A 12557-nucleotide genomic window follows, 5' to 3' on the forward strand; every position below is an offset into this window, starting at 1 on the left:
GGTCGCGCACCTCCCGCAGCCCGGCCAGGTCGTCGGAGGACACGGGTTCCTCGAACCAGGTGACATCGTGCTCGGCCATGGCGTGCGCGACCAGGTGACGCCGGACGTCACCGCCGGCGAATACGGCTACGACCTCACGTATTTCCGCCGGATGCTGGCGGCCGACGCGGTCGACTGCCTGCAAATCGACGTCACCCGCTGCGGCGGCATCACCGACTTCCAGCGCGCCGCGGCCGTCGCCGCCGCCCACCACGTCGACGTGTCGGGACACTGCGCACCCAACCTGCACGCCCACGTCGCCGCCGCGACTCCCAACCTGCGGCACCTGGAGTACTTCCACGACCACCACCGCATCGAGCACACGCTGTTCGACGGCGCCCTGCCCCCCGACGGTGGGTTCCTGCGGCCGGATCAGCACCGACCCGGGCTGGGGCTGGAATTCAAGCACGCCGACGCCGAGCGGTACCGGATCAGCTGACCGGTTTGGGTGCGGCCGGGGTGCTTGAACGTGCCCGAAAACGGGCATTGATACGGCAAAACCGAAGCATTCCGGGAGAGACGCGATGGCTGTGAACTTCGAAGATGCAGCCGCGGGTGGCCCACGGGCGCGATCCGACGACGCCTGGCAGCCCGAGCTGGGCGCGCTCGACCTGGTGCTGGGCCTGGGCGAGCCGCAGCGCGTCGGCAGGTTCCGGTTCTTCCTGGACGGCCAGCGCTGGGAATGGTCGGACGCCGTCGCACGCATGCACGGCTACGAGCCTGGACAGGTCGAGCCCACCACCGAACTCCTGCTGCGGCACAAGCACCCCGACGACCGCGAGCGCGTCGCCGACGTCTTGGACCGCGTGGTCAACGGCAAGCCGTTCAGCAGCAGGCACCGCATCATCGACGCCGCCGGACACACCCACTGCGTCGTCGTCGCGGGCGACCGCATGCTCGACGACACCGGCGAACTGATCGGCACGTCCGGGTTCTACGTCGACGTCACCGACTCGCTGCACTCCGACATCACCCACGTCCTCGAGGCGGTGGCCGACGCCCGCGCCCGGATCGAGCAGGCCAAGGGCGTGCTGATGAGCGCCTACGGCATCTCCGCGGACCGCGCCTTCGAGATCCTGGCCTGGCGGTCCCAGGAAACCAACCTCAAGGTCCGCGACCTCGCCGCCCGCTTCCTGGAGGCCGTCGCCGGCAAGGCGTCGCCCGACACGCGGACCCACATCGATCACGCGCTGCTGACCCTCGAATAATTGCCCGGTGGCGCACCTACTGGGAGCCGAGGGCATACGTCTGGAATATCCGACTCAGGTCGTGTTCGAGTCGGTGACGCTGGGGGTCAACGACGGCGCGCGCATCGGCATCGTCGGGCGAAACGGCGACGGCAAGTCCAGTCTGCTCGGCCTGCTGACCGGCCGGCTGCGGCCCGATGCCGGGCGGGTGACCCGCCGCAGCGGGCTGCGGGTCGGCGAGCTGAGCCAGGCCGACACCCTCGACCCGGACCACACCGTCGGCTGGACGCTGGTCGGCGACCAACCAGAGCATCAGTGGGCCGGCGACGCCCGGGTGCGCGACGTGGTCGGCGGGCTGGTGTCCGACATCGCCTGGGATGCAACGGTTTCCACTCTCAGCGGCGGGCAGCGCCGGCGAGTGCAGCTGGCGCGGTTGCTGATCGGTGAATGGGACGTGATTGCCCTGGACGAGCCCACCAACCACCTGGACATTGAGGGCATCACCTGGCTGGCCGCCCATCTGCGGGAGCGCTGGGCGCGCAACACCGGCGGGCTGCTGGTGGTGACGCACGACCGGTGGTTCCTCGACGAGGTCGCCAGCGCGACGTGGGAGGTGCACGACGGGATCGTCGAGCCGTTCGAGGGCGGCTACGCGGCCTACGTGCTGCAGCGCGTCGAACGCGACCGGCTGGCCGCGGCCGCCGAGGCCAAGCGGCAGAACCTGATGCGCAAGGAGCTGGCCTGGCTGCGGCGGGGCCCGCCGGCGCGGACGAGCAAGCCCAAGTTCCGGATCGAGGCCGCCAACCAGCTGATCGCCGACGTGCCGCCGCTGCGCAACACCGTCGAGCTGGCCAAGCTGGCGACCGCGCGGCTGGGCAAGGTCGTCGTCGACCTGCTCGACGTGTCGGTCTCCTATGCGGGCCGACCGGTGCTGCGCGACGTCGAATGGCGCATCGCGCCCGGCGAACGCACCGGCATCGTCGGGGCCAACGGCGCCGGCAAGTCGACGCTGCTGGGATTGATCGCCGGCGCGGTGTCGCCGGACAGCGGGCGGGTCAAGCGCGGCAAGACCGTGCGGCTCGCGGTGCTGGATCAGCGCGGTGAGGAGCTGGACTCGCTGGCCGGCGACCGGATCGCCGCCGTGCTGGGCCGGCTGCGCGGCGGCTACGAGGTGGAGGGCAGGGAGGTCACCCCCGCCCAGCTGCTGGAGCGGCTCGGCTTCGGCAAGGGCCAGCTGTCCGCGCGGGTCGGCGACCTGTCCGGCGGCCAGCGCCGCCGGCTGCAGCTGATGCTCACGCTGCTGTCCGAACCGAACGTGCTGCTGCTCGACGAGCCCACCAACGACGTCGACACCGACATGCTGACCGCCGTCGAGGACCTGCTCGACTCGTGGCCGGGCACCCTGATCGTGGTGTCGCACGACCGCTACCTGCTCGAGCGGGTCACCGATCAGCAGTACGCGATCCTCGACGGCCGGCTGCGGCACCTGCCCGGCGGCATCGACGAGTATCTGCGGCTGGCCGCGCGCCGGCCCGTCGCCGCGTCGAGCGAGGCTGCGCCGGCGGCTGTTTCGGGGATGTCGGGCGCGGAGCGCCGCACCGCGGAGAAGGAGCTGGCCGCGGTCGACCGCCAGCTGGCGCGGCTCGCCGAGCGGATCGCGGCCAAGCATCACGAACTCGCCGAGCACGACCAGTCCGATCATGTCGGCCTGGCGCGGCTGACGGGCGAGTTGCGCGGCCTGGAGGGCGAGGTCGCGGCGACGGAGAGCCGCTGGCTCGAGCTATCCGAGCTGCTCGAATAATCGAGTCATGGTCACAGTCATGCGCGAGACGTATCGGCCGGTGCGCTACCCACCCGGCGAGGCGCTGCTGGCGCTGTACCGGTGGCGGGGCCCGGTCCTCAATTCCGGCGTCGGCCGGCACGGCTACACCTACCTGCTGGGCGCCGAGGCAAACAAGTTCGTGTTTGCCAACGCGGACGCGTTCAGCTGGCGGGAGACGTTCGAGAACCTGGCCATCGTCGACGGGCCCACCGCGCTGATCGTCAGCGACGGCGACGACCACCGGCGCCGGCGCAGCGTCGTCGCGCCGGGGCTGCGCCACCGACAGATCCAGGATTACGTGCAGACCATGGTCGCCAATGTCGACGCCGTCATCGACGAATGGCGGCCCGGGCAGCGGCTGGACATCTACCGCCAGTGCCGCGCCGCGGTGCGGCGCAGCACCGCCGAAAGCCTCTTCGGCCAGCGCATGGCCGTCCACTCCGATTTCCTCGGCGAACAACTGCAGCCCCTGCTGGACCTGACCCACATGCTGCCGCAGGCGGTGGCTTTGCAGCGGCGGGTCCGGGCGCCGTCGTGGCGACGGGCGGAGGCGGCGCGAAAACGCATCGACGACCTGGTCGACGCCCAGATCGCCGGCGCCCGCGCGGAGCCCAGGCCCGACGACCACATGCTGACGATGCTCATCAACGGTCGCGGCGACGAGGATTACGCGTTGAGCGACAACGAGATTCGCGACGCGGTGATTTCGCTGATCACCGCCGGCTACGAGACCACCAGCGGCGCGCTGGCCTGGGCCATCTATTCGCTGCTGTCGCTGCCGGGCGCGTGGGATGCCGCCGTCGACGAAGTGCGCCGGGTGCTCGGCGCCCGGCCGCCCGCCGCCGGCGACCTCGACGCGCTGGTCTACCTCAACGGAGTCGTGCACGAGACGCTGCGGCTGTACCCGCCCGGCGTCATCTCGGCGCGCAAGGTGATGCGCGACCTCACGTTCGACGGGCACCGCATCCCGGCGGGCCGGCTGCTGATCTTCAGCCCGTACGTCACGCACCGCCTGCCCGAGCTGTGGCCGCAGCCAACGGAATTCCGGCCGTCGCGCTGGGACGCCGGCGCACCGGGCTACCGCAAGCCCGCTCCCCACGAATTCATTCCGTTCAGCGGGGGCCTGCACCGGTGCATCGGCGCGGTCATGGCCACCACCGAGATGACCGTCATGCTGGCCCGGCTGGTGGCCCGGACCACGCTGCGGCTGCCCGCACAGCGCATCCGCGCGCACAACCTCGCGGCGCTGTCGCCCAAGCCGGGACTGACGGTCGAACTGGTTCGATCAGTGCCAGCGCAGTAGCACCAGTTCCGAGCAGAAGCCGGGACCCATCGCGAGCATCAGCCCGGGACTACCGCTGGGCGGCGGCTTGGCGATGGTGTCGCGCAAGATGTGCAGCACCGAGGCCGACGAGAGGTTGGCGATTTCGCCGAGCGAGCGCCACGTCAGCTCGAGCGCGTCGGGGCCGAGTTCCAGGGCACTGGTGATGGCGTCGATGACCTTGGGGCCACCCGGATGGCTGACCCAGGCGCCGATGTCGTCCCCGGTGAGCCCGTGTGTGGCGAGGAAGCCGTTGACGTCGTCGGCCAGGTAGCGGTCGATCAACGTCGTCAGGTCCGGCGACAGCACCAGCTGCAGCCCCGAGGAGCTGACGTTCCAGCCCATGATCTGCAGTGAGTCAGGATAGAGGCGGCTGCGCGAATCGAGGATGTCGGGCCCGCTCGCGCGAACCTGGTCGGCGCGACGGTCGCCGACCGCCACCACCGCGGCCGCGCCGTCACCGAACAGCGCGCTGCCCACCAGCCCGGACACCGTCGGTTTGACGGCCGGGTAGGTGAGCGAGCACAGCTCGACCGCGACCAGAACCGCGACGCCGTCGGGCGCGCCGCGCAGGTAGTCGTTGAGCCGGGCCACCCCCGCGGCGCCGGCGACGCAACCCAATCCGAACAGCGGCACCCGGCGCACGTCGGGGCGCAGGCCGAGCCGCCCGGCGATGCGGGCATCCAACGACGGCACCGCGATGCCGGTGACCGTGGTGGTCGCGATCATGTCGATGGCTTTCGGCTCCAGCCCGGCCTCGTCGAGCGCGCCCGACAGCGCCTCGCAACCAAGGTCGACGGCGGCGTCGATGAAGATCGCGTTGGCCTCCCCGAAGTCGGTCAGCGTCGGGTAGCGCTCCAACGGCAGGACGAAGTGGCGGCTGTTCACCCTCGCGGCGGCGTGCAGGCGCCGCACGATCTCCTCGTGTTCCTTCAGACCCGGAAACTCGACGAATTGGTCGGTGATCTCGTTCTGGCTATACCGATGCGGTGGCAGCGCACCGACCACGCCCGCAATAACGCTCATGCCCCACCCTTCGTCATGGCCGGTTGAAAGCGACCACTTTCACCCGGGGCTGAGAACCGCGCTTTAACGTGGAAAGTCTAAGAGCTTTAACGCCGTATCGCAAAGAAGTTGATATTCAACGTATGTCAAATTACTTCGGGCGACGGGTCACGTAATCGGTTCCGCCAGAAATGGATTCAACCTTCAGGCTTCGTTGTCTTTGTTTGCGTCGAGCGCCAGCGCAATTAGCGCGTCGGGGCTTAAGGAGTCGATGGCGTCCTCGGTGACCGTCGAATCGCCGAGCGACTTTTCCGGGTCGCCGGCCAACGCCAATAGTTTGTCGAGCAATCCGGTTCTGCGAAGTTCCTGAAGCGGAATCTTTCTCAGCACCGACCAGACCTTTTCCTCGTCGGATTCTTCGGACTCTCCGCGCAGCAGTTGTCGATCCAAATGATCGGCCAACGCCGCGGGGTTGGGATAGTCGAAGATGAGCGTGCGCGACAAGGCCAGCCCGGTATCGGCTTTGAGCCGGTTGCGCAGTTCCACCCCGGTCAGGGAGTCGAACCCGAGATCCTGAAACGCGCGGTCCGGATCAACGGCGCGGCTGTCCGAATGTCCCAACACCGCTGCCGCGTGGGCGCCCACCAGCTCGATCAGGCGCCGACGACGCTCGCGGGGCGGCAGTTGGCGCAGGCGCTCGGCCGACTCGTGCGGGACGGCCGGTACAGGCACATCGGTGCCGGCGCCCAGCCAAAACCTCTGGCGCACAAACCCATACGTCGGTAACTCGACCCGCCGGCCGGGCCGCAGGACCGCGCTCCAGTCGACCGGCACGCCGATGGTGAACAACCGGCCGGCCGCCGTGAGGAGCGACTCCACCTCCGGGCGATCCCTGGCCAGCGTGATCGTCGCGACGGGATGCTCGGTCGCCAGGGATTGCTCCGCTGCGGCGCTGAGCCCGCCGCCGGGACCGACTTCGACGAACACGCCGGCCCCGGAAGCCTCGGCGGCGCGCACCCCGTCGGCGAAGCGCACCGGACGGCGCACATGCTCGGCCCAGTAGCGCGCGGACCCGTAGCCGGGCGTCGCGAGCTGACCGGACACGTTGGACACCAACGATATTCGCGGCTCATTCGGCGAGATGCCGGACACCGCCGCCTCGAAGGTTTCGACCATGGGTTCCATGAGCGGCGAGTGGAACGCGTGCGAGACCGCGAGCCGATGGAAGCGCCTGCCCCGATCCGCCAGGGTTTGGGTGATGGCGCCGACGGCAGCTTCCGCGCCGGAGATCACCACCGCTTCGGGTCCGTTGATCGCAGCGATTGCCACCCCGCCGGTCAGCAGCTCCGTCACCTCGGCCTCGCCCGCGGCGACCGCAACCATTGCGCCGCCCGCGGGCAGCCCGGCCATCAATCGGCCGCGCGCGGCGACCACCTTGGCCGCATCGGAGAGCGACAAGACGCCCGCGACATGGGCGGCGGTGATCTCGCCCACCGAATGTCCCATCACCACATCCGGGACCACACCCCAGTGCCGCAGCAGCGCCGCCAGCGCCGTCTGGACGGCGAACAGCGCCTGCTGCGCAAACTCGGTGTTATCCAACGGCTTTGGGTCGCTCCCCCACATCACGTCGCGAAGCCGGTCATCCAGCGCGGCGGCGGCCTCGTCGAAAGCCTCCGCGAATACCGGGAACCGGCCGTAGAGCTGGGCCCCCATCCCCAGCGACTGCGCGCCCTGGCCGGGAAAGACAAACACCGTCGTGCCCGGGGCGTCCGCCCGGCCGACGATGGCGTTGGGGTGCGGCTCGCCGTGAGCCAGTCCGGCGAGCGCCTCGGTCAGGGTCTCGCGATCCGCGCCCACCAGCGCCGCGCGATGCTCGAAGACCGAGCGCGTCGTCGCCAACGACCACGCCACGTCGTTCGCGTCCAGGCCCGGGTCACCGGCCACCCGGGCATGCAGCCGCGCAGCCTGATTCGCCAACGCGCGCTCCGAGCGGCCGGACAGCACCCAGCCAGTCGGCCCGCTTTCCCGTTCGGTGACCGGCGTTTCCGGGCGCGCGGGCGCCTGCTCGACGATCACGTGCGCGTTGGTGCCGCCCATGCCGAACGACGACACCCCCGCCCGCCGCGGACCCTCCCCCGCCGGCCAGGGCATCAGCGCGGTGTTGACGCGCAGCCCGAGGCCGTCCAGATCGGTCGCCGGGGCGGCATGGTTGAGGCTCGCGGGAATGGCGGCATTTTCGATTGCCAGTACGGCCTTGAGCAAACCTGCGACGCCGGCCGCGCCGCCCGCGTGACCGATGTTGGTCTTCACCGAACCCACGGTCAGCGGGCGCTGTCGGAGCCTACCGATCGCCTCCCCCAGCGCGTTCGCCTCCACCGGGTCGCCGATCTGCGTGCCGGTGCCGTGTGCCTCGACATACTCCAACTCGCCCGGTTCGAGGGCCGCATCGCCCAGGGCACGGCGGATGACGTCGGCCTGCCCCTCAACCGACGGCGCTGTCTGTCCGGCGGCGGTGTGCCCGGCGTTGCCGACCGCGCTGCCGCGGATGACCGCCCGGATGCGGTCCCCGTCCTCGATGGCGGCGCGCAACGGCTTCAGCAACACCAGGCCGGCGCCCTCGCTGCGCACGTAACCGTCGGCGCGGGCGTCGAACGCATAGGTGTGCCCCGATGCCGACAGGGCACCGAATTCCCTTTCCAGCAGGGACGTCTCGCTCGCCAGGTTCAGGTGGACACCGCCCGCGATGGCCAGCTTCGATGCGCCCGAGCGCAGGCTTTCGGTCGCGGCGTGGACGGCCACCAGCGACGACGACTGGCCGGAATCGATCGTCATGCTCGGGCCGTTCAGGCCCAAGGCGTAGGAAATCCTGTTCGCGATCATCGCCCGGCTGATTCCGGCGAAGGAGTGGTGGTCGACGTGTTCCGCGGAGTCGAGCGTCAGCACCGCATAGTCGTCGCTCATCGCGCCGAGGTAGACGGCGACCTGTTCTCCGCGCAGGCTTTCCGGCACCAGGAACGCGTCCTCGAGGACCTCCCAGGCAAGCTCCAGCGCCAGCCGCTGGCGGGGATCCATCGCGCCGGCCTCGCGCGGCGACACGTTGAAGAAGTCCGCGTCGAACTCGGCGACGTTGTCCAGCAGCCCCTCTCGGCGGGTTTGCCCCTCGGCGACGCGGGTGACCTCCAGTCCGTCGCGAAGCACACCCCAGAGTTCGGCGGGGTTGGCGGCGGCCGGGAACCTGCAGGCGATCCCGATGATCGCTACGTCTGCCGCGCGCACGGTCAGGGGCCGGATTCTTCGTCGAGGATGGCGAACAGCTGGCTCTCGGTGGCTGTTGTGATGTCGTCGTCGAAAAGCTCGTCGTGGGCGGCGGGGTCGGATTGAGCGGTGCTCAGGGTCAGCAGCATCTCGATGCGCGCGGTCATGCGCTTCTTGTCGTCGGGGTGCAAGCCGGGTTGATCGATGAGCGTCTGGAGTTCCCGGACGACGTCGTTGAAACGGGCCATCGGGTCGGGTTTTTCGGCGCTCGGGCCGGCGGCGAGCTGGACCTGCAGATGCTCGGCCAGCGCGGCGGGCGTCGGGTAATCGAAGATCAGGGTCGGCGAAAGCGTAAGCCCGGTGGCATTTTTCAGCCGGTTGCGCAGTTCGACGGCGGTGAGCGAATCGAAGCCGAGATCTTGGAAGGGTTGTTGGGCCTCGACGTCCGCGCTGCTGTGACCGAGCACCGTGGCGGCGTTGCCGCACACCAGATCCACCAGTTCGCGGTGGCGTTGCTCGGGGGTCAGGCCGGCCAGCCGAGCCCGCAGGCCCGTCGAGGCCATCGCGATCTCGACGTGGTCGACGACGCGTCGGGCGGGGCGGTTGGCCAACCCGCTCAGCAGCCGAGGCAGCGCCGCGCTGTTGCGGGCGAGCGCGTCCCGGTCGAGGCGGGTGGCCACGACGACGGGGTGTTCGCTCAGCAGCGCGGTGTCGAAGAGATCGAGCGCCTGCTCGCCGGACAACGGGGCCAGCCCGACCCGGCTGATCCGGGCCTTGTCGCGATCGGCGAGGTGCTGCGTCATACCGGAGTCTTGTTCCCATAGCCCCCAGGCGACCGACACTGCGGGAAGCCCGCTGGCCTGCCGGTGCACCGCCAGCGCGTCGAGGAAGCTGTTGGCCGCCGCGTAATTGCCCTGACCGGGTGCGCCCACGACCCCGGCCATCGATGAGAACACCACGAACGCGGCGAGGTTCAGGTCCCGGGTCAGCTCGTGCAGGTTCCAGGCGGCGTCGGCTTTGGCCCGCAACACCGTGTCGAGGCGCTCGGGCGTCAATGAGGCGATCACCGCGTCGTCGAGCACGCCGGCGGCGTGGATCACCGCGCTCAACGGATGCTGTTCGGGCAGCCCGGCCAGCCAGTCCGCGGCCGCCGCGCGGTCGCTCATGTCGCAGGCCACCACGTGGACCGTGGCACCCGCCCGCGTCAGGTCGGCCACGAGTTCGTCGGCACCGTCGGCGCTTTGGCCGCGCCGGCTGGCCAAGACGACGTGACGGACGCCGTACCGGCTGACCACGTGACGAGCCACCAGGCCGCCGACCATGCCGGTGCCGCCGGTGATCAATACCGTGCCGCCGGCCAGCCCGACGCCGGGCCGGTTCGGCAGCGTCAGAACCACTTTGCCGATGTGGCGGGCCTGGCTGACGAACCGGTACGCCTCGACGGCGCGGCGCACGTCCCAGGCCCGCAATGGCAGTCGCCGCAGGGCGCCGGCCTCGAACAGCCCGACCAGCTCGACCAACATTTCCTGGATGTCCTGGGGCCCGGCCTCCATCAGGTCGAACGCCCGATACTCGACACCGGGATGGGTCGCGGCGATCGCCTGCGGGTCACGCAGATCGGTCTTGCCCATCTCGATGAAGCGCCCGCCCGACGCGAGCAACCGCAGCGACGCGTCGGTGAACTCGCCGGCCAGCGAGTTGAGCACCACGTCCACGCCGGCCCCGTCCGTGGCCGCCAGGAACTTCTGCTCGAATTCCAGGGAACGCGAGTCGCCGATATGGTCTTCGGCAAAGCCCATGGCGCGCAGCGTCTCCCACTTGCCGCGACTCGCGGTGACGAACACTTCCGCGCCCCAGTGCCGGGCCAGCTGGACGGCCGCCATGCCGACCCCGCCGGCGGCGGCGTGCACCAGAACCCGCTGCCCGGCGCGCAGCCCGGCCAGCACCGACAACCCGTACCACGCCGTCAAGAACACCACCGGCACACCCGCGGCGTCGGTCAACGACCAGCCCTGCGGCACCCGCACCACGTACCGCTGATCGACGACCGCCTCGGAACCAGCCAAGCCCAGGATCCCCATCACCGGGTCACCGACGGCCAGGCCGGTCACCTCCGGGCCCACCTCGACGACGACGCCGGCGCCCTCGGCGCCCAACTGCGCCGCACCCGGGTACATCCCGAGTGCCACCAGCACATCCCGGAAGTTCACGCCGACCGCGGCCACCGCCACCCGCACCTGACCGGCGGCCACTTCCGCCCGGGGGCACGGCTCGGCCACCAAGTCTTCCAGCGTCCCGCCGCTCCCGGCGGCCAGCCGCCAGCCGCCCGCCGGCAGCTCCAGCGCCGGGCCCGACTCCACGGGCGTCAGCCGTGCCTTGTAGGCCACGCCCTTGCGGACCACCAATTGCGGTTCACCACAACCGATTACCGACTCGACGTCGAGCGACCCGTCGGAATCGACCAAAACCACCCGCCCCGGATGCTCGGCCTGCGCCGAACGCACCAGCCCCCATACCGCCGCGCCGGCCAGATCCGTGACGTCCTCGCCGGCCAGCCCCACCGCGCCGCGGGTCAGCACCACCAAAGGCCCGCTTCGATCGGCGGCCAGGGACGACTGCAACACCTCCAGCGCCTCGGCGGTGGCCGCGTGCACCGACTCCACCGCACCCCCGGTGCCGGCGGCGTACTCCCACACCTCCGCGCGCTCGCCCGCCGCATCGTCGTTCGGCGAAACCGGAGACCAGCTGACCTCGAGCAGCCCGCCGCCGGGACGGCCCGCCGCCGCCAGCTGCTCGGACGACACCGGGCGAACCACCAACTCGCGCACCGACAACACGGGCAGCCCCGCCGCGTCGGCGATCTCCAGCGACATCGCCCCCGACCCCGCCGGGGCTATCCGGACCCGCACGTGCGTCGCGCCCGCGGCGTGCAACGTCACGCCCTGCCAGGAGAAGGGCAGCAGAATCTGATCCTGCTCGCTGCCCACCCCCAGGGCGTGCAGGCTCGCGTCGAGCAACATCGGGTGAATCCCGAACCCGCCCAACGCCACCCCGGCGTCCTGCGGGACGGCGGCTTCGGCGAAGATGTCCGTCCCGCGCCGCCACACGCTCCGTAGCCCCCGGAACGCCGGGCCGTAGCCGTAGCCGCGGCCGGCCATGCGCTCGTAGGCGCCGCTGACGTCGACGGCGACCGCTCCCACCGGCGGCCATGCCGAGGAATCCGCGATCGGATGTACCGGGCTTGTCGTCAACATCCCCTCGGCGTGCAGCACCCAGCCCGAATCCGACTGCACGCCTGAGGAATACACGGACAAGGTCCGAGCGCCCACCTCGTTGGCGACACCCACCAGCACCTGCACCTGGACTCCGCCGGTTGCCGGCAGCACCAGCGGCGCCGACAGCGTGAGCTCTTCGATTGCCGAACAGCCGACCTCGTCGCCGGCACGCAGCGCCAACTCGACAAAGCCGGCCCCGGGAAACAGCACCACCCCGCCGACCACGTGATCGGCCAGCCATGGTTGCGCCGCGAGCGACAACCGGCCCGCCAACACCACCTCGCCCGAATCGGGCCGATCCACGACCGCACCCAGCAGGGGATGGTCGGTCCCGGCCAGGCCCAGCCCGTCGACGTCGCGCGACCCCACCATCTCCGCCGACAGCCAAAACCTGCGGCGCTGGAAGGGATACGTGGGCAGCTCGACGCGTTGGGGGTCGAGGCCGGCGAACGTCGCGGCCCAGTCCACGCGCACCCCGGCGGTGAACAGGCGCGCGGCCGCGGTGAGGAGCGACTCGACCTCGGCCCGGTCCTTGGCGACGGACACCACCGCGTCGGTGGTCGACGACTGCGCCACCGCGGCCGTCAGCGCCTTGCCGGGCCCCACCTCGACGAACACCCCTGCCCCCAGCGTCTCGGCCTGTTGGACGC

7 protein-coding genes are annotated in these 12557 nt (G+C 70.6%); 4 read left to right on the top strand and 3 right to left on the bottom strand.

Annotated elements, in window-relative coordinates:
* The 4 genes from A9X00_RS10075 to A9X00_RS10090 form a co-directional block, all read left to right on the top strand.
* Nucleotides 1-478, top strand: a 478-nt coding sequence (locus A9X00_RS10075) for an enolase C-terminal domain-like protein (protein WP_304441547.1), incomplete at its 5' end; no start/stop codon positions are given.
* Between the two features lie 85 nt (nucleotides 479-563).
* Nucleotides 564-1247, top strand: a complete 684-nt coding sequence (locus tag A9X00_RS10080; RefSeq protein WP_082974976.1) for a PAS and ANTAR domain-containing protein — start codon at nucleotides 564-566, stop codon at nucleotides 1245-1247.
* A gap of 7 nt (nucleotides 1248-1254) precedes the next feature.
* Nucleotides 1255-3027 (top strand): ABC-F family ATP-binding cassette domain-containing protein, encoded by a 1773-nt coding sequence (locus tag A9X00_RS10085; protein WP_067152494.1) that lies wholly within the window; start codon nucleotides 1255-1257, stop codon nucleotides 3025-3027.
* 40 nt (nucleotides 3028-3067) lie between these two features.
* Nucleotides 3068-4351, top strand: a complete 1284-nt coding sequence (locus tag A9X00_RS10090; RefSeq protein ID WP_082974979.1) for a cytochrome P450 — start codon at nucleotides 3068-3070, stop codon at nucleotides 4349-4351.
* Here A9X00_RS10090 and A9X00_RS10095 read toward each other — a convergent pair.
* The 3 genes from A9X00_RS10095 to A9X00_RS10105 all read right to left on the bottom strand — a co-directional run.
* Entirely contained in the window at nucleotides 4334-5395 is a 1062-nt protein-coding gene (locus A9X00_RS10095) for a type III polyketide synthase (protein WP_067152495.1), read from the bottom strand. The genes A9X00_RS10090 and A9X00_RS10095 overlap by 18 nt on opposite strands.
* Nucleotides 5396-5578: 183 nt before the next feature.
* On the bottom strand, nucleotides 5579-8653 hold the full coding sequence (locus A9X00_RS10100) for a type I polyketide synthase (RefSeq protein WP_067152497.1): 3075 nt from the start codon (nucleotides 8651-8653) through the stop codon (nucleotides 5579-5581).
* Nucleotides 8654-8655: 2 nt separating this feature from the next.
* The coding region (locus A9X00_RS10105; RefSeq protein ID WP_156772023.1) for an SDR family NAD(P)-dependent oxidoreductase at nucleotides 8656-12557 on the bottom strand (3902 nt) is incomplete at its 5' end.

Source organism: Mycobacterium sp. 1245805.9, assembly GCF_001672915.1.
Classification (GTDB): domain Bacteria; phylum Actinomycetota; class Actinomycetes; order Mycobacteriales; family Mycobacteriaceae; genus Mycobacterium.

What these genes read in the sequence shown, in the direction of transcription:
- A9X00_RS10080 (WP_082974976.1), top strand. Translation starts at nt 564, where the DNA reads ATGGCTGTGAACTTCGAAGATGCAGCCGCGGGTGGCCCACGGGCGCGA.
- A9X00_RS10095 (WP_067152495.1), bottom strand. Translation starts at nt 5,395, where the DNA reads ATGAGCGTTATTGCGGGCGTGGTCGGTGCGCTGCCACCGCATCGGTAT.